Origin of the sequence: Hydrogenophaga sp. NH-16 (assembly GCF_004006415.1) — a bacterium.
Taxonomy (GTDB): Bacteria; Pseudomonadota; Gammaproteobacteria; order Burkholderiales; family Burkholderiaceae_C; genus Hydrogenophaga; species Hydrogenophaga pseudoflava.
The window spans coordinates 1,758,598-1,777,227 of record NZ_CP029344.1 but is presented as its reverse complement, the minus strand read 5'-3'; the positions used below and the strand labels follow the sequence as shown (position 1 = coordinate 1,777,227).

20 protein-coding genes are annotated in these 18,630 nt (G+C 67.6%); all 20 read left to right on the top strand.

Annotated elements, in window-relative coordinates; translation table 11 throughout:
* Positions 1-79 precede the first annotated feature (79 nt).
* Positions 80-2,110: a DNA topoisomerase III gene (locus DD542_RS08640; RefSeq protein ID WP_127805104.1), complete on the top strand. Its 2,031-nt coding sequence runs from the start codon at positions 80-82 to the stop codon at positions 2,108-2,110.
* Positions 2,111-2,913: 803 nt separating this feature from the next.
* The gene (locus tag DD542_RS08635) at positions 2,914-3,165 is read left to right on the top strand and encodes a hypothetical protein (RefSeq protein ID WP_069352951.1); all 252 of its coding nucleotides are present in this window, start codon (positions 2,914-2,916) and stop codon (positions 3,163-3,165) included.
* 24 nt (positions 3,166-3,189) lie between these two features.
* Positions 3,190-3,582 carry a hypothetical protein gene (locus tag DD542_RS08630; protein WP_127805102.1) on the top strand — a complete coding sequence of 131 codons (393 nt, stop codon included), beginning with the start codon at positions 3,190-3,192 and terminating at the stop codon, positions 3,580-3,582.
* A 174-nt stretch (positions 3,583-3,756) separates the two neighbouring features.
* The gene (locus DD542_RS08625; protein WP_127805100.1) at positions 3,757-4,476 is read left to right on the top strand and encodes a hypothetical protein; all 720 of its coding nucleotides are present in this window, start codon (positions 3,757-3,759) and stop codon (positions 4,474-4,476) included.
* Positions 4,477-4,556: 80 nt separating this feature from the next.
* Entirely contained in the window at positions 4,557-5,273 is a 717-nt protein-coding gene (locus DD542_RS08620; RefSeq protein WP_127805098.1) for an ABC transporter substrate-binding protein, read from the top strand.
* A gap of 290 nt (positions 5,274-5,563) precedes the next feature.
* Positions 5,564-6,361 carry a GTPase gene (locus DD542_RS08615; RefSeq protein WP_127805096.1) on the top strand — a complete coding sequence of 266 codons (798 nt, stop codon included), beginning with the start codon at positions 5,564-5,566 and terminating at the stop codon, positions 6,359-6,361.
* Positions 6,362-6,437: 76 nt separating this feature from the next.
* Positions 6,438-6,803 carry a DUF3085 domain-containing protein gene (locus DD542_RS08610; RefSeq protein WP_127805094.1) on the top strand — a complete coding sequence of 122 codons (366 nt, stop codon included), beginning with the start codon at positions 6,438-6,440 and terminating at the stop codon, positions 6,801-6,803.
* Positions 6,804-6,940: 137 nt separating this feature from the next.
* Positions 6,941-7,783 carry a phosphoadenosine phosphosulfate reductase family protein gene (locus tag DD542_RS08605; RefSeq protein ID WP_127805092.1) on the top strand — a complete coding sequence of 281 codons (843 nt, stop codon included), beginning with the start codon at positions 6,941-6,943 and terminating at the stop codon, positions 7,781-7,783.
* Positions 7,784-7,793: 10 nt separating this feature from the next.
* The gene (locus DD542_RS08600) at positions 7,794-8,264 is read left to right on the top strand and encodes an XF1762 family protein (protein WP_241559728.1); all 471 of its coding nucleotides are present in this window, start codon (positions 7,794-7,796) and stop codon (positions 8,262-8,264) included.
* 323 nt (positions 8,265-8,587) lie between these two features.
* On the top strand, positions 8,588-9,142 hold the full coding sequence (locus DD542_RS08595) for an STY4534 family ICE replication protein (RefSeq protein ID WP_006410650.1): 555 nt from the start codon (positions 8,588-8,590) through the stop codon (positions 9,140-9,142).
* Positions 9,143-9,253: 111 nt separating this feature from the next.
* Positions 9,254-9,883, top strand: coding sequence for a DUF3275 family protein (locus tag DD542_RS08590; protein WP_127805088.1), 630 nt, complete (start codon positions 9,254-9,256; stop codon positions 9,881-9,883).
* Between the two features lie 94 nt (positions 9,884-9,977).
* Positions 9,978-10,805 carry a DUF932 domain-containing protein gene (locus DD542_RS08585; RefSeq protein ID WP_127805086.1) on the top strand — a complete coding sequence of 276 codons (828 nt, stop codon included), beginning with the start codon at positions 9,978-9,980 and terminating at the stop codon, positions 10,803-10,805.
* A 309-nt stretch (positions 10,806-11,114) separates the two neighbouring features.
* Positions 11,115-11,771: a hypothetical protein gene (locus DD542_RS08580; RefSeq protein WP_006410653.1), complete on the top strand. Its 657-nt coding sequence runs from the start codon at positions 11,115-11,117 to the stop codon at positions 11,769-11,771.
* A gap of 67 nt (positions 11,772-11,838) precedes the next feature.
* Positions 11,839-12,957, top strand: a complete 1,119-nt coding sequence (locus tag DD542_RS08575; protein ID WP_127805084.1) for a DUF6094 domain-containing protein — start codon at positions 11,839-11,841, stop codon at positions 12,955-12,957.
* 133 nt (positions 12,958-13,090) lie between these two features.
* Positions 13,091-15,373, top strand: coding sequence for a helicase-related protein (locus tag DD542_RS08570; protein WP_127805082.1), 2,283 nt, complete (start codon positions 13,091-13,093; stop codon positions 15,371-15,373).
* A 159-nt stretch (positions 15,374-15,532) separates the two neighbouring features.
* Entirely contained in the window at positions 15,533-16,129 is a 597-nt protein-coding gene (locus DD542_RS08565) for a PilL N-terminal domain-containing protein (RefSeq protein WP_127805080.1), read from the top strand.
* A complete protein-coding gene (locus DD542_RS08560; protein ID WP_127805078.1) occupies positions 16,126-16,770 on the top strand; it encodes a hypothetical protein in 645 nt (214 codons plus the stop codon). Before DD542_RS08565 ends, DD542_RS08560 begins: the two co-directional genes overlap by 4 nt.
* 9 nt (positions 16,771-16,779) lie before the next feature.
* Positions 16,780-17,502, top strand: coding sequence for a TIGR03759 family integrating conjugative element protein (locus DD542_RS08555; RefSeq protein ID WP_127805076.1), 723 nt, complete (start codon positions 16,780-16,782; stop codon positions 17,500-17,502).
* On the top strand, positions 17,487-18,071 hold the full coding sequence (locus DD542_RS08550) for a transglycosylase SLT domain-containing protein (RefSeq protein WP_127805074.1): 585 nt from the start codon (positions 17,487-17,489) through the stop codon (positions 18,069-18,071). The genes DD542_RS08555 and DD542_RS08550 overlap by 16 nt, the downstream gene beginning before the upstream one ends.
* Positions 18,068-18,622, top strand: a complete 555-nt coding sequence (locus tag DD542_RS08545) for an integrating conjugative element protein (protein ID WP_127805072.1) — start codon at positions 18,068-18,070, stop codon at positions 18,620-18,622. Before DD542_RS08550 ends, DD542_RS08545 begins: the two co-directional genes overlap by 4 nt.
* Positions 18,623-18,630 lie beyond the last annotated feature (8 nt).

Sequence of the window (18,630 nt, the reverse complement as noted above, 5' to 3'; positions counted from 1 at the left end):
CGGCTTCCTTGCTGCCGTCATCCGCTGGCCCGGCCAAGCTGGGGCCATCCGATGAACCGCACACTTCCAAGGAGGCTTCATGCGCGTGTTCCTGTGCGAGAAGCCGTCCCAGGGCAAGGACATCGCCCGTGTGCTGGGCGCCGGTCAACGCGGCAACGGCTGCTACAGCGGTACGGGTGTCGTCGTGACCTGGTGCATCGGTCATCTGGTCGAGGCGGTTCCGCCCGAAGGCTACGGCGAACAGTACAAGCGCTGGGCCATCGAGCAACTGCCCATTCTTCCCCGAAGCTGGCGTGTCGAGCCCAAGGCGGCGACCGCAGCGCAGTTCAAGGTCGTGCAGCAGCTCGTCGCCAAGGCGGGCGAGCTGGTGATCGCGACCGATGCCGACCGCGAAGGCGAGATGATCGCCCGCGAGATCATCGAGCTGTGCGGCTACCGCGGCCCGATCCAGCGGCTGTGGCTGTCGGCGCTCAACGATGCGTCCATCCGCAAGGCACTGGGCGCGCTGAAGCCCTCGGCCGAGACCCTGCCGCTGTATTTCTCCGCGCTCGCCCGATCGCGTGCCGACTGGTTGATGGGGATGAACCTGAGCCGGCTGTTCACGCTGCTGGGCCGGCAGGCCGGCTACAACGGCGTGCTGTCGGTCGGGCGGGTACAGACGCCGACGCTCAAGCTGGTGGTGGACCGTGATCGCGAGATTGCGCGCTTCGTCTCCGTGCCGTTCTGGGCCATCGAGGTGGCGCTGTCGCATGCGGGCCAGTCCTTCGTCGCCACCTGGACGCCGCCGCAGGGCAGCACCGACGACGCCGGCCGCTGCTTGCAGCAGCCGGTGGCGCAGCAGGCCGCGGAACGCCTGCGCGCGGCCGGCGCCGCCCAGGTGCTGTCGGTGGAGACCGAGCGCGTGCGCGAAGGCCCGCCGCTGCCGTTCGACCTCGGCACCTTGCAGGAGGTGTGTTCCAAGCAATTGGGCCTCGACGTGCAGGAGACGCTGGACATTGTCCAGGCGCTGTACGAGACGCACAAGGCGACGACGTATCCGCGCTCGGATTCGGGCTACCTGCCCGAGAGCATGCTGGCCGAGGTGCCGGCCGTACTCGACAGTCTGGTCAAGACCGACCCCAGCCTGCGGCCGCTGATCGACCGCCTGGACCGCAACCAGCGTTCGCGGGCCTGGAACGACGGCAAGGTCACGGCGCACCACGGCATCATCCCCACGCTGGAGCCTGCGAACCTCTCGGCGATGAGCGACAAGGAGCTGGCCGTCTACCGGCTGATCCGCGCCCACTACCTCGCGCAGTTCCTGCCGCATCACGAGTTCGACCGGACGGTGGCGCAGCTCACGTGCGGCGGCCAGTCGCTGGTCGCGGTCGGCAAGCAGATCGCGGTGGCCGGATGGCGCCAGGTGCTGGCGGCGCCGGAGCCCGAAGACGGTGACGGCGAGGACACGCAGCGCGGCCAGGTGTTGCCGGCGCTACCGGCTGGAACTTCCTGCCAGGTCGGCCAGGTCGAACTGAAGGCATTGAAGACGCTGCCGCCCAAGCCCTACACGCAGGGCGAGCTGGTCAAGGCCATGAAGGGCGTCGCCAAGCTCGTGACCGACCCGCGCCTGAAGCAGAAGCTGAAGGACACCACGGGCATCGGCACCGAGGCCACGCGCGCCAACATCATCAGCGGGCTGCTGGCCCGCAGTTATCTCTTGAAGAAGGGCCGCGCCATCCGCGCGTCGGATGCGGCCTTCACGTTGATCGACGCGGTGCCGGCGGCCATCGCCGACCCGGGCACCACGGCGGTGTGGGAGCAGGCACTGGACATGATCGAGGCCGGCCAGATGACGCTGGACACTTTCATCGACAAGCAATCGAGCTGGGTCGCCCAGCTCGTGCAGCAGTACCGCGGCGCCACGCTCGACCTCAAGCTGCCGCCCGCGCCGAACTGCCCGCAGTGCGGCGCCCCGATGCGCCAGCGCAGCGGCAAGAGCGGTGCGTTCTGGTCCTGCAGCCGCTACCCGGACTGCAAGGGCACGCTGCCGATCGAAGATGCCGCGGCAGGCAAGCGCGGTGCATCCGGCCGCACCTCCAGCACAGCGCGTCGGCGCCCCAAGGCGAACTGACGCTCACGTCTCCCTCTGCCACGCCGGCTGCTGCCGACGGCGGGGCAAACCTCCCGCACCCCGCGGGATTCCCCAGCGCGCGTTCCCTTCTGCAACGGTGTGCGCGTCCTGCTGGCCCGAGACGGCCACAGGGCGAGAAGGTCATTGCTCCATCGAATCGCGCTCGACGCGGTTCCGCTGATCGAGGTGTTCGCGTCCATCCGCGAGCGGTCTCCTGACGCCTTGGCCCGCAAGGCTGCGAGGTGCCAGGAGACCGCTTGCGGTCGACGGTATTCGGTGCCGGTGCCCGCCGGTGAAAAAACGGGTTCCCTTTGTGTGTGGATACACGCCAGAGGATGCCGGCCCCAGCCACGAAACGGGCCGGGTGAGATTGCTGACGCAGCGAATGGCTTTGACGACGGCCTGGCCTGCTTGCAGCCCACAGGTGGATTGATTCCTCTCAGCCGAAGCCTTGCGGGGCTTCGGCGCCTTTGTCGTGGGCAGACGGATCGTGCATCGGTTCCTGCACCAGCACTCGGGGCAAACCGGACGGCGGGCGGTTCTGTTTGATCGGCGACGGCGCGCTGCCGCGCTTCCATCCTTCCCGCATGTGTCGCTGACGGTCGTCAGCACCATGCCCTGGCAGCTCCGGTCTTCAAGGCTGCAACGCGGTTCGCCGCGTTGACCGATCCAGTCCGCTTCGCACCGACCACCGCGGACGCGCGTCGCCACGACGCGGGTGCTTTCGATGTTCAACCCTTCGGGAGGTATCCGCTCCCGTCAGGGCGTGGTGCTCCCGGTCTTTCAACCACCAGGAGAAAACCATGTCCCTTGCGTTCGCATCGGCGCTCTTGAGCGCTGAACAGGCCCGCGCCGAATCCATCGGCTACCAGGCCCTGGCCTACGTCGGCAAGCGCCTGCCCCTGCAGGTGCTTTGCAGCGCAGCCGGCCACTACATCGGCACCGCCGATGCGGACGGCCCGGTCTCGCGCGAGTCGGTCAGCTACTTCCGCTCGCACCACGCCGCCGACCACGCCCTGAAAACGGGCCGCTGGCAGCAGCGCCTCAACCCGTGATTCCAAACACCTGGAGCCCATGTCATGAACCGTGCCCTGCCTCAAGAGGTACTTGATCAGATCGAGCTGGAACACCAGCACTTCGCCGCCGCGCCCCAAGCCTTCTTCGAGGCGTGGAAGCGCGGCGTCAACATCGCCGGTGCCGAATGGTTTGGCGACGGCACCCGCGACGGCCTGCAGCGTGCCACCACCAAGTGGGATCTGCGGCCCAAGCTGCTGATGCTCAACGACGCCCTCGGCGTCCTGAGTAGCGGCCAGCGGATGTTCCTGTCCGCGATGGTGAGCTTCTACAACGCCCGCGAGGGCGGCGCGATGCTCAAGCGTTGCGGCTTCGAGGGTCTGTCCGACCTGGGCGGCCTCGATCTGGAACGGCGCAAGGTCATCGCCGACCTGACGCTCAACTACAACGGCTGGTGAGCCGCGCTGCGGCGCACCGACGTTCTTTTCTTCCGACCCCACGAGGGACATGCGTCCCGCCAGGGGCCATGTCCCTCCTTCCACCCGGAGCCCTTGCGGCCTCGGGATGTCCCTGCGGATGCCTTCGTCCGCCAGGGGCGAGGGCTCCGCGCCTTTCATCGCAAGGAGTCCTTCATGGCCAACACCTACTCCGACGCCACCGGCGTCCTCATTCTCGACCGGGTGACGCCGGTCATCTCCGCGCTGTTCGGCGCCTTTCGCCTCGATGCGAGCTATCCCGGCAACGGGAGGGCTTATATCGCTCGCCTCGCCGAGATCAACGATCCGCAATGGAGCGACGTGCTCGACGGTCTGCTGACGCTGGCCGCTCAGCTCGATCTGCCCGCACCGGACGACGCCGAAGGCGAGGATGGCGAAGACCGTGACGCCGAACTGTCGATGCCTGCCCTTATCGACCTGATCGCCCCGCACTTCGGCGCCGACCAGAACCAAGACCTCGCCAATCTCATCGAGCACCACCCGTTTGAGGGCAGCGCAGACCTCGACGCGCTGTTCCTGATCGCCACGTGCTTCGACGACGGCCATCACCTGGTCGCCATCCAGCTCGAAGGATGCTGGCGTTGCAGCCGCCCACGGCTTTTCGAGTTCGGCGGGCATGGTTGCTTCATCAGCCGCGAGCTGACGGTATCGAGCGAATCCACGCATGCGCTGCAACTCGGCGCGGAACTGCGCACCGCAATCCTGGCCGGCGACCTTGCGGCGGCGGCCAACCGAATTGCCAACGAAACGCTGGCGCTACTGGCGGCCATCACCGACGACCAGGTTCGCGCACGCCTGCGCAGAACCGTCGCTGACCGCCTGCTCACCGACCCGTCCTCCGTCGCTGCCGGCTGACCGGCTGCCACTTTATCCACCCGCTGGGGTTCAATCCCCAGCAGGGGATTGCCTCGGCCATCCTCTGCTGGAGAAATCCCATGTCCTACTCGAACAACAATCCCTTTGTCCGTGGCTACGACGGCCTGTCCGTCCAGCGGCTGATTGCCATCTCCTACGACGACGATTGCCCGCTGACCTACCTGCCGCTGCATCCTTCGCAGTCGAATCTGCCGGACAGCCAGCTCGAACGGCGGGCCTGCATCTTCTCGGACGACTTCGTGCTGATTACCGAGGACCAGGCGGTCCCCGATGAATTGCAGGCGCAATGCCCCAGCCACGGGCTCGCCCGCAACGTGGTCTACGCCGTCATGGCCCAGGAAGAAGGCAAGCCGCTGCACGTCGGCGATACCTACTCCGACGAAGCCGCACGCGAGGTAGTGCGGCGCCTGCGCTATGAAACCGGCTTCTACAGCCGGTGCTGGGAGATCAGCAGCGGGCACCTCGACACCGAGGCTCATCGCTTCCTCGCCGAGCTGGCGGACATCGCCACGCCGACGCTGTTCCTGTTCATCGCCTTCCGCATCCCGTACAGCCCGGCCATCGGATTGAAGCTGATCGCCACGCCCTGGACCGACGAGAACCTGCGCGCGGTCGAAGGCATCACTGCCAAGCGGCTGATGCAGGAGCACCGCAAGAAGGGCATGCCGGAATCCTTGATGCAGGTGCTGCACCTGGCCGCGCTCGCCGACGTGCGCATGCTGGTCTTCGATGCCGATGCGCAGGTGCTGGACGGACTGCCGATCTACGACGACTGACACCACCTCACGAGCCTCCACGCGGGGCTCGTTTTTTTGGGGGAAGTCGGTGGCGGCGCAGTGCCGATTCCCTCGCGACGCTGGCCTGCGTCTGCCGCACGCTGATCGCATGTTCGCTGGAGTTGCCGGCAAGCATGCCCAGGCAGTCGAGACCTTCGAGGCTGCGGTGCGGTTCGCCGCGCTGGTTGTTTTTCCTTCCCGGGGCGCATGTCGCGTCCATCCACCTCACTCCAAGGGACACACCTCCCTTGCGGGCGGGAGTTCCTTGGATTGCCACAAGGAGCTTCCCAATGGATACCCAAGCCATCCGTGCACAGATGCCGACGCTGGTTCGCGGCCACGTGCCTTCCAACGTCCGCAGCTTCAAGTTCAACATCTTCGATGGTCAGCCCAAGGTTTCGACGCTGGGCTTCCACGTCGATCCCAAGCCTTTCGAGGGCAAGGTCATCGCCACCACCGACGAGGCCATCGTCGTCAAGACGGGGCGGGCCGAGTTCGCCGTGCTCGACAAGGCGCTCGTCACCGACGTGCCCGACGAAGGCGCCAAGGTGCAGGTCGAACCGTATGCGCGGCGCCGCTTCGACGGCCTGCGCGCGGACACACCCGAGGAGAGCACCGAGTTCACCGCCGGCGGCCAGCCGTACACGGTGAAGCGGCTCATCCTCGGCTCCGCGCCGGCCAAGCTGCCGATCCCCGCGCCGCAGTGCCCCGAGCTGCAGGAACTGGTCCACCAACTGGAGCAGTTGCCTGCACCCGATGGCTTCCGGCGCGTCACCCACCTGCTGGTGGATGCCGGCGCGCGGGACTTCACGGTGGTCGATCCGAGCCCCAGCAACATCATCGCCACGCCGCCGGCCATCGGCTTCACGGTCGCCTCGGCGAAGTTCCAAGGGCGCGTCACCGTGCTCTACGAGCGCGGCCTCGATCTCTACGCGGTGGAACTGCGCCGCGACGGCGAACTGGTCGAGCGGGTCGATGAAGTGTTCTTCGACACCCTGGGCCAGACGCTGGAGCGGCTGATCGACGACGGCACCTGGCGCCTCATCCGCGTGCAGCGCCTGTCTGGCAGCAAGCCGGTCTCGCACTGACCCCTCTGCGTCCCCATGCGGCTTCCCGTCCTCGCGGCGGGAAGCCTTCTTCTTGCATCCGCTGGAGATCACTTCCATGACTGTTCGATTCAAGGCCGCCGATTTGCGGCCCGTGCTGACCGAGGCGCTGGCCAACCAGTGCCGCGTCATCCTGGTCAAGGACCAGGGCGTCTATTTCATGGCCGAATGCGGCGAGCGTCGGCCCGATGGGCGACGCAAGACCATCGCCTACGCCGTTGGCTGCAACCCGGACGCCGATCCGTTCGACGACTGGTGGGAACTGGCGCGCGCCGAGTTCGGCGGCGACGACTTCGGCGAGTTCTTCGATTTGCACGATGGCGTGTTCGCGCGGCTTCTGCACAGCGAGGATAACCTCGAAGTCTCGGCCACCGCTACACACCTGTCGTTGCAGGTGGTGCCGCCGGCACAGTCCGGCCACTGACCGCCAGCCCTTCAAGCCTCCTCACGGAGGCTTCTTCTTTTGTGCCACGGCCGCAGCCGCGCGCACGCGCTTGTCTCCAGCCCCGATCGGGGCCGCCCACCGGCATCCGCCGGGGCCACCGACTGGAGACAGCCCGTATGCGCGACCCGTTCCGAATCGAATCCCCCACCTGCATCAGTTTCAGCGGCGGGCGCACCAGCGCGTACATGCTCTGGCGCGTGCTGCAGGCCAATGGCGGCTTGCCGGCCGACACGGTGGTCTGCTTCGCCAACACCGGCAAGGAGGTCGAAGCCACGCTGCGCTTTGTGCGCGGCTGCGCCAAGCATTGGCAGGTGCCCATCCACTGGCTTGAATACCGGCCGACAGAACCGGGCTTCGCGGTGGTGGACTTCGATACCGCCAGCCGTAAGGGGGAACCTTTCGAGGCGCTGATCCGCAAGCGGCAGTACCTGCCGAATCCCGTGGCTCGTGGCTGCACCAGTGCCCTGAAGATCAGGACGATGCACCGCTTCCTGCGGCGGCAGGGCTGGACCGATTGGGACCAGTTCATCGGCATCCGCGCGGACGAACAGCGGCGCGTCGCCAAGATCAGGGCGCGCGGCCATTCCACCGAATCTACCCACGAAACCATGTGCATGCCGCTGGCCGAGGCCGGCGTGACCGTGCGCGACGTGTCCGCCTTCTGGCAGGCGCAGCCCTTCGACCTGGAGCTGCTGACCGTCAACGGCCGCACGCTCGAAGGCAACTGCGACCTGTGTTTCCTCAAACCCCGCGGCCAGCGCCTGGCACTCATCAAGGCCAGACCCGAGGCCGCGGTGTGGTGGATACGCATGGAGTCGCTGAACCTCGCCAGCCGCCCCAGCGGCGCGCGCTTCCGCAACGATGGTCCGAGCTACGCCGACCTGGCGCGCTTTGCGGCCGACCAACGCGACCTGTTCGATGCCGCCGAAGAACCCATGGCCTGCTTCTGCGGCGACTGACGCGCGGGCCGTGCCGCCGCGGTTCGCCGTGAGGCCGCTGTCGCTGCGCGCGGCCAACGCCTTCGTGCAAGAACACCACCGGCATCACCGTCCTGTGCAAGGCGGCAAGTTCAGCCTGGCGGTCACGCTGGGCGACGGCGATGCGATGCCAAGCCGCATCGTCGGCGTGGTGATCGCGGGCCGCCCGGTGGCGCGGCACCTCGATGACGGCTGGACGCTCGAAGTCACGCGGCTGTGCACCGATGGCACGGCCAATGCCTGCAGCAAGCTCTATGCGGCTGCTGGCCGCGCGGCACGCGCGCTGGGCTACACGCGCCTGATCACCTACACGCTGCCGGCCGAGGGCGGCGCCAGCCTGCGGGCGGCCGGCTGGCGCCTGGTCGGACAGCGCGGCGGCGGCAACTGGAACCGTGCGCGCCGGCCGCGGCGGGACACGCCCGAGGCGCTGCGCGTGCCCAAGCTGCTGTGGGAGGCGCCGTAGAGGCGAGCCTGGCGCTCGGCGCCAATGCGGACAGCCGCAGATGCCGATTACCGCTCGCGCGGGCGCGCGTCTGGCGCCACGCTGCCGCCATGTTCCGCTGACACCCGTCAGCAGCATGCCCAGGCAGTCTCGATCTTCAAGACTGCGACGCGGTTCCGACCGCGTTGATCAACCAGTTCGCTCCGGCATCCCAGCGCGAACGGCCATCGGTTCTCCCGATGGTGATGCCACCCAAGCTGTTCCTTCAACCCACGCGGGGGTTCCACACCTTCCCCGCCTTGGGTCGGGTGTGTCTCCGCCTCTTTGTTCTGAGGAGATTCACCATGACCACTTCCACCGAAAAGTCTTTCTTCGACCTGCACATCACCGGCCTCGGGTATCTCAATCGCATCCGCGAAGTGAAGCCCAAGAAAGGCGATGCGTTCCTGGCCTGCGACATCGCGGCGCTCAACGGCCCCAGCGATGACGTTGCCTACGTGCGTTTCGACACGCGCGTCTCGGGCTCCGAAGCGCAGCACCTGGTGCGCCGCTGCATCCAAGCGGTCGATGCCGAGAAGAAGGTGATGATCGGCTTCCGCCTGGGCGACCTGTGGGCCGACACCTTCACCTACTCCAAGGGCAAGCGTGCCGGCGAGCAGGGGGTGAGCCTCAAGGCCCGCCTGCTGTTCGTCAGTTGGATCAAGGTCGATGGCAAGCTCGTTTACAAGGCCGAGCCCAAGCCGACCGATGCCGACGACCGCGACGTGCGCAACACGGATGTCCCCGCGACTTCCGCCGAACCGCAAGCCGCCGCGCCCGAGCCTTCCAGGCCCGCCGCCGAAGCTGCCGATGAAGCCGCTGCCGATGCCCCCGCATTGGAAGTTGCCGAGTCGTTCTGATCCGCAAGGCCCCGTTCCCCGGGGCCTTGTCTTCTCCCACTCGCGTGCGCACGCGCGCCGTCGCCATGACGGCCGTGTGCGTGATCGCAGCTTCGTCCGCAGGAGTTCTTCATGATCACCATTCCCGGCCAATTGGCCATCAAGACCATCCACGGCCGCAACGGCGACTTCAACGTCGGCCGCCTTGCGACCTCCATCGGCGAGTTCGTCGTGAAGAACGCCGAACTCGACCAGTACGCCGAAGGCAAGTACGAGGGCGATTTCGCCATCGCCGAGATTCGCCCGTCCACGTACACCGCTAACGGCCGCATGGTCATCGAGATTCGCGCCCTTCTGGGCGGGATGACCTTGTCCAACATCGACGCCCTGAGCCGCGACGATGCCAGCCGGCTGAGTCCGCAGGAAGTCGATCCGATCGACGAGGAAGCGCAGACCGCCGCACCGACTGCAACGACCGCCCCCAAGGCGGCCGGCAGGAAGAAGGCGCGCAGTCCGCGCGACCCGCTGGTCGATACCACGCCGTTCGGCAGCGAACCGGCGACTGCATCTGCTGAGGCTTCGGCCGATGCAGACGATGGCGGCGACGCGACGCTGTTCGGCGCGCTCTGGCCGCTGGGCGATGTCGTCAAGCTCGATGCTACCGTGGATCGGCGTGTGCTGCGTCAGCAGCGCGACCGCCTCGGTGATCTCGGCTACGAGTTCGCTCCGCTGTCCCAGGACTGGCACCTCGCCAGGGTCTGATTCCCACCGCCGCCTTGCGCGGCATTCCACCACCCACCGGGGTTCCTCCCCGGTGGGGCGGGGCTCCGGTCTCTTTTTTCCCAAGGAGATCGTCATGCAACTTGCATCCCGCTTCGCTCATCGCTCCCCGGTGCTGCGCTCAAGTCACCCGCTGTCGGATGATCAGATTCGCACCGTGGCCCCTTCCATCTTCGCGGACACCCCGCACGAAAGCCGCTCCGAACGGTACAGCTACATCCCCACGGCGGCTGTGCTGACCGAACTGCGCAAGGAAGGTTTCCAGCCGTTCATGGTGTGCCAGACCCGCGTGCGACACGAGGATCGCCGCGAATACACCAAGCACATGCTGCGCCTTCGCCACGCCAGCCAGATCAACGGCGCCGAGGCGAACGAGATCATCCTGCTCAATTCGCACGACGGCACCAGCAGCTACCAGATGCTGGCGGGCATGTTCCGCTTCGTCTGCCAGAACGGGCTGGTGTGCGGCGACACGTTCGCCGACGTGCGCGTACCTCACAAGGGCAACGTCACCGATCACGTGATCGAAGGCGCCTACGAGGTGCTGCACGGCTTCGAGAGGGTGCTGGACTCGCGCGACGCCATGCGTGTCATCACGCTCGACGACGGCGAGGCCGAAGTCTTCGCCAGATCGGCGCTGACCCTCAAGTACGACGATTCGGGCAAGGCATTGCCCATCACGGAGACCCAGATCCTGCGGCCCCGTCGCTTCGACGACAACTGCGCCGATCTGTGGTCGGTCTTCAACCGAATCCAGGAGAACCTGGTCAAAGGCGGCCTGGCCGGCCGCGCCGCCAACGGGCGCCAGCAGCGCACGCGCCCCGTTCAGGGCATCGACCAGAACGTCCGGCTCAACCGGGCGCTGTGGCTGCTCGCGGATGGCTTGCGCCAGCTCAAAGCCTGACCCACAAGCGGATCGTGTCCATGCGGCATGGTCCGCTTTTTTCTTTGATGGGTGAGTCTCTGGCAAACAGGGGTGCGCTGCGCGGCGGATTTTCGCTGCCGTAAACCACCCGCATGAGCGCAGGCTACGCCCATGTCCGTCGGCGCTGCCGACAACATGCCCAGGTAGCCCAGACCTTCAAGGCTACGGTGCGTTGCGACGCACGGTCTGATTCTTCGCCACGACGCTCACCGCGTTTTCTTCCATCCCCCTGGGGCAGTGACTGCCCTCGCGGGTGGTGCTGTCTCCGCTCACTTCGAGGACATCACCATGCCTGCACCTTCTTCCCCCAAGACGCTCTATCGCATCGACGAATGCCCCGACCTGATGGCCGATGGCGTCGTCGGTGACGAGAACGGCAACCTGGTCTTCATCTCCCTCTGGGCGCGCGACACCGCCGTCCAGGAATTCCTGGCTCGCCTCACCCTGGGCCGGGACGAACAGGGACTGGATCAGTTCCACGTCATCACCGAGCAGGGCGCGAGCATCCCGGTATTCGTCGGCAACGTCGAGAACCTGGAGAAGCGCAGCGCACGCGCCTACCGGCGCACGCTGTTCGGCTCGCTGACCAACATCTGGCTGTTCGACCGGCGCTGCGTCAAGCCCGACAAGGCCAACGCCAGCGCGCTGGCGCTCCTGCCTCGCGATTCCACGCACCGGCTCGACCGGCTGTGGAAGCTGGTGCGGGACACCTGCCCGCTGCCGCTTCTCGATCCCTGGCGCGAACCCGTGCTGGAACTGCTGCAGGCGAAGTCGATGCTGACGCGCCTGCCGTTCGCCCTCGGGGCTCTGGAAGGCCATCGGCTCGCCATCGACGTGCCGACGCTGACCCAGGTGCTGGGCGGCCTGATCCGCAGCGGCGCGCTCGTCGCCGGCACGCCCGCCAGCCGCATCCCCTCGGCACAACCGCTCGAAGCGGTGGCTTGAGGCTCCTTCACCGGACATGCACGCGCGCATGTCCGCATCCCTTCATCTTCAATGCCAGGAGATTCCCATGGCCCTCATGTTCCCGCGGCTCGCCCGCAACTTCGTCAAGAACGGGTACTTCCCCACGGATGAACCCACGCTCGAAAGAGCACTCGCCGCGCTGGCGCCCGCCGAATCCTCGAACGGGCCGCTGTGCATCATCGATCCCTGCGCCGGCGAAGGCGTGGCGATCGCCGAAGCCGCGCACGCCCTCGGGCGCGAGCAGGTCCAGGCCTTTGCCGTCGAGTACGAGGCCGAGCGTGCACGCCATGCCCGGCAACTGGTCGATCGCTGCATCCACGGCGACCTGATGGACACGCTGATCAGCCGGCAGAGCTTCGGCCTGCTGTGGCTCAACCCGCCGTATGGCGACCTGTCCAAGGACACCAACGGCAATGTCGGCTACCAGGGCCAGGGCCGCGCCCGGCTCGAAAAGCTGTTCTATCAGAAGGCGCTGCCGCTGCTGCAATACGGCGGCGTGCTGATCTACATCGTGCCGCACTACGTGCTCGACGCCGAGCTGGTCGGATGGCTGACCCGGCACTTCGCCGATCTGCGCATCTACCGCGCGGTGGAAGCGCAGTTCAAGCAGGTGGTGATCTTCGGCCGCCGTATTCGTCAGCGCGACCAGGCATCGGATTCGGTCAAGGCCACGCGCGCGCTGCTGCTGCAGATCGGGCAAGGCGACGCCGAAGCCGAGGAACTGCCAGTCGAATGGCCGTTCCTGCCTTACACGGTGCCTGCCAGCCCGGCCGAGCCGGAGCACTTCTACCGCGTGACGATGGAACCCGAGCAGTTCGCCGAGGAAGTCGGCCGGCTGCAAGGGCTCTGGCCGACGCTCGATACGCACCTGGGCGCCGCACAGCAATCGCTGCGGCCTCCGGCGCGGGCCTTGTCGCACTGGCATCTTGCCTTGGCGCTTGCTGCTGGCGCGATCTCCGGCGTGGTGAAGTCCAAGACGGGCCGCATGCTCGTCGTCAAGGGCGACACCCACAAGGAGAAGACGCTGCAGACGGAATACACCGAACGCGACGACGGCTCCGTGGCCGAGACGCGCATCCTGACCGACAAGTTCGTGCCGGTCATCCGTGCCTGGGACATGACACCAGGCTCGCCGACCTGCGGCGAGGTGTTGACCATCCGCTGATCGCTGTTCCCTGACGGTTCGCCGTCGATCTGTTCTTCCACTGCGGCTTCGCGCCGTTCTTCTCTTCCCACCCCGGGGCATGCCATCGCCCCGCAGGGGGAGGTGCATGCCCCATCTTCATTGGAGCATCACCATGTCCCTCGATACCGACGTTGTTCCCGCCGCCGATGGCACGCCCGTCCAGGGCGACCTGCTCGACGCGGCTGCTTCTCCACTGGCGATGAGCCTTCAGGATTTCGTTGCCGAATTCGGCGACGAACTGCTGGATTCGCTCAACCGCGCCAACCCTCCCGTCTACACCGGCCAGGCCCGGCCGCATCGCCAGCTCGTGCTGGCCAGTCTCAAGCGCAAGCTGTTCGGCGCGCAAGCCGAGGTGGTGCATGCCGTCACCGAGCTGCTGGCCGACCGCGGCGAACGCGCCGCGATCGTCAATGGCGAAATGGGCTGCGGCAAGACCACCGTTGGCATCGCCACGGCGGCCGTGCTGCACGCCGAAGGCTACCGTCGCACGCTCGTCTTGAGTCCCCCGCACCTGGTCTACAAGTGGCGCCGGGAAATTCAGGAGACCGTGGCCGGCGCGAAGGTCTGGGTGCTCAATGGCCCGGACACGCTGGTCAAGCTCATCAAGCTGCGCGAGCAGTTGGGCGTGCCGGTGCGCGGCCAGGAGTTCTACGTGCTCGGCCGTGTGCGCATGCGCATGGGTTTCCACTGGAAGCCAGTCTTCAACGTGCGGCGCACGCGACACGGCGATGTGGGCGCATGCCCGGACTGCGGCCAGGTCATCACCAACCTCGACGGCGAGCCGATCAACCCGGTCGAACTCGAAGCCGAGGACTACCGCCGCCGGTGCAGCCATTGCGCCGCACCGCTGTGGACGCTGATGCGACCCAGGAGCCTGTCCGCCAGCGACCAGTCCACGGCCGTCTTCAAAGCCTTGCAGCGCATCCCGACCATCGGGGAAGTCACCGCGCAGAAGCTGATGCGCAAGTTCGGCGACTCCTTCCTGGCGTCGATGCTCGGCGACAACATCCACGAGTTCATCAACCTCATGGATGGCAACGGCGAGCTGGTCTTCTCGGATCGCCAGGCGCACCGCATGGAGCGGGCGATGGCGAACATGGAGTTCGGCTTTGGTGAGGGCGGCTACCAGCCGTCCGAGTTCATCAAACGCTACCTGCCGCAAGGCACGTTCGACCTGCTTATCGCCGACGAGGCGCACGAGTACAAGAACGGCGGCAGTGCCCAGGGCCAGGCCATGGGCGTGCTCGCAGCGAAGGCGCGCAAGACCTTGCTGCTCACCGGCACGCTGATGGGCGGCTACGGCGACGATCTTTTCCACCTGCTGTTCCGAGCCCTGCCGGGACGAATGATCGAAGACGGCTACCGCCCGACCAAGAGCGGCAGCATGACCTCGGCCGCGATGGCGTTCATGCGCGATCACGGCGTCCTCAAGGACATCTATTCCGAGAGCACGGGCACGGCGCACAAGACGGCCAAGGGCAACAAGGTCTCGGTGCGCACGGTCAAGGCGCCGGGCTTCGGCCCGAAAGGCGTGCTGCGTTGCGTGCTGCCGTTCACGGTCTTCCTGAAGTTGAAGGACATCGGCGGCAATGTGCTGCCGTCCTACGACGAGGAGTTCCGCGAGGTGGCGATGGACACGGCGCAAGCCGCGGCCTATCGCGACCTGTCGGGCCGGCTGACCACAGCGCTGAAGCAGGCGCTGGCGAAACGCGACACGACGCTGCTCGGCGTGGTCCTCAACGTGCTGCTGGCCTGGCCGGATTGCTGCTTCCGGTCGGAGACGGTGGTGCACCCGCGCACGCGCCAGACCTTGGCCTTCGTTCCGGCTCAGTTCAACGAGCTGGAGGTGATGCCCAAGGAGCGCGAGCTGATCGAGATCTGCAAGCAGGAGAAGGCTGCGGGTCGCAAGACGCTGGTCTATTCGGTCTACACCGGCACGCGCGACACCACGTCGCGCCTGAAGGTGCTGCTGGAGCAGGAAGGCTTCAAGGTGGCGGTGCTGCGCGCGAGCGTGGATGCCTCCCGCCGCGAGGACTGGATCGCCGAGCAGTTGGATCGCGGCATCGATGTGCTGATCACCAATCCCGAGCTGGTGAAAACCGGCCTGGACCTGTTGGAGTTTCCGACGATCGTGTTCATGCAGTCGGGCTACAACGTCTATAGCCTGCAGCAGGCGGCCCGGCGCTCGTGGCGCATCGGCCAGAAGCAGCCGGTTCGCATGATCTACCTCGGCTACGCGGCTTCCTCGCAGATGACCTGCCTGGGGCTGATGGCACGGAAGATCATGGTCTCGCAGAGCACGTCGGGAGACGTGCCCGAATCGGGATTGGACGTGCTGAACCAGGACGGTGATTCCGTCGAGGTGGCACTGGCCCGGCAGCTCGTCGCGGCCTGATCCACCCACCCATGCCGGCTGCCCTTCGGGGCGCCGGCTTCTTTTTTCTGCGCCACTGCGCCACGCCATGAAGTCGGGCGCATGCCAGTTCCCTTTGTTTGCTGCCCGAACGCTCTGTGGCGGCGATGGTGAGGGCTCCGTGTTCCAGGGAACTGCACCATGCAATCACTCACCTGCGTCGCCCATCGCCTGGTTGTGCCCGCCTTGCTCGTCGGCTGCGTGCTCATCTCCGGCTGCGCCGCCACCGGCGCGGCGAATGCCCCGACGGCCACTGCCGTGCCGCCCGAGCCGGTCTTGTCGGCCAGGATCATCTACCCGGAACCCGAGCCGACCCTGATCCCGGTCGCCCGCTACGGGCGCTACACGCTGGTCGAGCTGGTGCCGGAACCGGCGCAGCGCGACCTGACGCAACAGGTGATCGAGGTTTCGATTCCGCCGACCTTCGATGCGAACGTCGGCGATGCCCTGCGGCACGTGCTGCTGCGCACCGGCTACCGGCTCTGCGACACGACTGAGGCCGCGGCGCTGTACGCGCTGCCGCTGCCGGCGGCGCATCTGCGGCTCGGGCCGCTGTCGCTGCGCGATGCCTTGCTGGCACTCGCCGGCCCGGCCTGGGAACTGTCCGTCGATGACGCTTCGCGCGCGGTGTGCTTCACGCGCGTGACGGCAGCGCACTCCGCTGGCCGCGTCGCCGCCGTCCCCGCACCCGGCACGACGGAAGCCGAACCCGCGCAGCCCCAGGAGGCCCAGCCATGAACATCCCGCAACTTCCCGCCGAAGGCGCCGACCGCGCGCGCTGGCTGAAGATCGCAGCGGCCGCCTGGCTGCTGCTCGTGAGCGTGCTGGCCGTGGTCAACAGCGTGGGCCTGTCGCGCCTGGCCGAGCAAAGCCAGGCCAGTGCCCAGGATGCCCACGTGCAGGCGCTCAACACGCGCGTCGCTGAACTCGAACAGCAGTCCGCAGCCTCGAAGAACCAGCCCAAGCCCGTCGCCCAACCGGACTTCGAGGCCGCCCGCAAGGCGCTTGACGAACGGCTGTCGCAAGTGGAGCAGGCCCAAACCGCGGACAACCGTGCCGGCGACCTGCAGGCGCTGCAGGCCCGCATGGGCGACATCGAGGCGCGCCTGAAGAAAGCCGCTACACCTGCCGCGGCGCCCCGGCGCACCGCCGAGGCGGTCAAGCCCAAGGCGCCGGAGCCGCCGTTCAGCGTGGCAGGCCTGGAACTGCGCGGCGGCGAGCGTTTCCTGTCGATCGCGGCGCCGGGTGTGGCCGCCGTGCGCGAACTGCGACTGCTGCGCGAAGGCGATGCCATCGGCGCCTGGCAATTACAGGTCATCGAGGCGCACGCCGCCGTGTTCCGCGTGGACGGCCAGACGCAGCGCATCGCGCTGCCGTAGGAGCCGGCCATGAAACCAGCCGCGATCGGTCTTGCCGCCATCCTCACTGTCGTCGCGGGTGCTGCCTCGGCGCAGTCGGCGCCGGTTGCGTCCTCGCGCACGGTTCCCGCCCAGGTCCAGAACAGCGCCGACGCCGCGCTGGACGAGCGCCTGGCGCGTGATTGGGGTCTGCGGCCGGAGGAATGGGCGCGCTACCGGCAAGTGATGCAGGGACCGCTGGGCATCTATTCCCCGAACCTCGATCCGCTCACGGCCCTGGGCATCGAGGCGCGCAGCGACGAGGAACGCAACCGCTATGCGGAGCTGCAGGTGCAGGCGGAATCGAAGCGCGTGGGCAAGACGCTGGCCTACCAGCGGGCCTACGACGCCGCCTGGAAGCGGCTCTATCCGGGCCAGCAGCGCGTGGACATGCCGGGCGTGAAGGCGCCGGGCGCCGGCAACCGGGGTTCGGGCCGGCTGGCGGTTTTCGTGAAGGCCGAGTGTCCGCCGTGCGAGCAGCGCGCGCGCCAGTTGCAGGCGGCCGGCACCGCCTTCGATCTCTACATGGTCGGTAGCCGCCAGGACGACGCCCGCATCCGCCAATGGGCGACGCAGGCTGGCATCGACGCCGGCCGCGTGCGCTCGCGCGCCATCACGCTCAACCATGACGCCGGGCGCTGGCTGTCGCTTGGCCTGCCCGGCGATCTGCCCGCCGTGGTGCGCGAGGTCAACGGCCAATGGCAGCGGCAGTAACCCACCGCGCGGGCTGCGCGGCCCTGGTCCTCGGCCTCAGCGCCCATGCCGCCATCGCCTTCGGCCAAGAAGTGCCACCACCGGCCTACCAGCTCGCCGCCCAGCAGGCGGGCGTGCCGTCGCCGGTGCTCTACGCGGTGGCGCTGCAAGAGAGCGGCGCACGGCTGCGCGGCCGGCTGATCCCCTGGCCGTGGACGCTCAACGTCGCCGGCCGCGCCGAACGCTACGCGACACGCGCCGAGGCCTGCGCAGGCATCCGCCGGGCGCTGGCACGCACGCCGGCCAATCGCATCGACGCCGGTCTCGGTCAGGTCAACCTCGGCTACCACGCGCACCGCTACGCGCATCCCTGCGATCTGCTCGACCCCTACCGCAACCTCGCCATCGCCGCGGAAATCCTGCAAGAGCAGCACACGCCGGGCGAGGACTGGCTGGTCGCCATCGGCCGCTACCACCGCCCCGCAGGCGGTGCGCCGGCCGCCCGCTACCGCCGCAGCGTCCACCAGCACCTGACCCGCGTGCTCGGGCCGGGCGCTTCACTTCCCTCTGCCCGGAGTTCCATGCCATGAACCGCATCCTCCTTGCCGCGACCGCGGCGCTGCTGGCCGCCACCGCCGACGCGCAGGATCGCGGCCCCGCCACCAAGAGCAGTTCCCCGCCGCTGATCGTGGTCGAGGACAAGGGCGGCACCTCGGCGCTGCCGTACTACCGGGCCTTGAACCCGCAGGATACGCAGCCAGGCCAACCGGCCACGCCGCAACCAGTACCCCGCATCGGCGGTCCTGCCGAAGCCGAGGCGGCCATGCTGCCCGTGCGGTCGGCGCGGCTCACACCGGGCGACGAGCTGCGCCGCGTGATCCGCGCGCCGAGCCTGACGCCGCTGTTCCTGGTCGGTGACGACGACCGCTCGCGCGCCTGGCTCAAGCAGCGGCGCGTGGAGCTGCAAGCGCAGCGCGCCGTGGGCCTGGTGGTCAATGTCGCAACACCCGAGGCACTGGCCGCGCTGCGCCGCCTCGCGCCGGGTCTGGTGCTGTCCCCGGCCTCGGGCGACGACCTGGCACACCGCCTGGGCATCAAGCACTACCCGGTGCTGATCACCGCCACCGGCATCGAGCCCTGACGCGGTAG

Bases quoted from the DNA above. Each gene is read 5' to 3' on its own strand.
- DD542_RS08640 (WP_127805104.1), top strand. From the start codon at position 80: ATGCGCGTGTTCCTGTGCGAGAAGCCGTCCCAGGGCAAGGACATCGCC.
- DD542_RS08635 (WP_069352951.1), top strand. From the start codon at position 2,914: ATGTCCCTTGCGTTCGCATCGGCGCTCTTGAGCGCTGAACAGGCCCGC.
- DD542_RS08630 (WP_127805102.1), top strand. From the start codon at position 3,190: ATGAACCGTGCCCTGCCTCAAGAGGTACTTGATCAGATCGAGCTGGAA.
- DD542_RS08625 (WP_127805100.1), top strand. From the start codon at position 3,757: ATGGCCAACACCTACTCCGACGCCACCGGCGTCCTCATTCTCGACCGG.
- DD542_RS08620 (WP_127805098.1), top strand. From the start codon at position 4,557: ATGTCCTACTCGAACAACAATCCCTTTGTCCGTGGCTACGACGGCCTG.
- DD542_RS08615 (WP_127805096.1), top strand. From the start codon at position 5,564: ATGGATACCCAAGCCATCCGTGCACAGATGCCGACGCTGGTTCGCGGC.
- DD542_RS08610 (WP_127805094.1), top strand. From the start codon at position 6,438: ATGACTGTTCGATTCAAGGCCGCCGATTTGCGGCCCGTGCTGACCGAG.
- DD542_RS08605 (WP_127805092.1), top strand. From the start codon at position 6,941: ATGCGCGACCCGTTCCGAATCGAATCCCCCACCTGCATCAGTTTCAGC.
- DD542_RS08595 (WP_006410650.1), top strand. From the start codon at position 8,588: ATGACCACTTCCACCGAAAAGTCTTTCTTCGACCTGCACATCACCGGC.
- DD542_RS08590 (WP_127805088.1), top strand. From the start codon at position 9,254: ATGATCACCATTCCCGGCCAATTGGCCATCAAGACCATCCACGGCCGC.
- DD542_RS08585 (WP_127805086.1), top strand. From the start codon at position 9,978: ATGCAACTTGCATCCCGCTTCGCTCATCGCTCCCCGGTGCTGCGCTCA.
- DD542_RS08580 (WP_006410653.1), top strand. From the start codon at position 11,115: ATGCCTGCACCTTCTTCCCCCAAGACGCTCTATCGCATCGACGAATGC.
- DD542_RS08575 (WP_127805084.1), top strand. From the start codon at position 11,839: ATGGCCCTCATGTTCCCGCGGCTCGCCCGCAACTTCGTCAAGAACGGG.
- DD542_RS08570 (WP_127805082.1), top strand. From the start codon at position 13,091: ATGTCCCTCGATACCGACGTTGTTCCCGCCGCCGATGGCACGCCCGTC.
- DD542_RS08565 (WP_127805080.1), top strand. From the start codon at position 15,533: ATGCAATCACTCACCTGCGTCGCCCATCGCCTGGTTGTGCCCGCCTTG.
- DD542_RS08560 (WP_127805078.1), top strand. From the start codon at position 16,126: ATGAACATCCCGCAACTTCCCGCCGAAGGCGCCGACCGCGCGCGCTGG.
- DD542_RS08555 (WP_127805076.1), top strand. From the start codon at position 16,780: ATGAAACCAGCCGCGATCGGTCTTGCCGCCATCCTCACTGTCGTCGCG.
- DD542_RS08550 (WP_127805074.1), top strand. From the start codon at position 17,487: ATGGCAGCGGCAGTAACCCACCGCGCGGGCTGCGCGGCCCTGGTCCTC.
- DD542_RS08545 (WP_127805072.1), top strand. From the start codon at position 18,068: ATGAACCGCATCCTCCTTGCCGCGACCGCGGCGCTGCTGGCCGCCACC.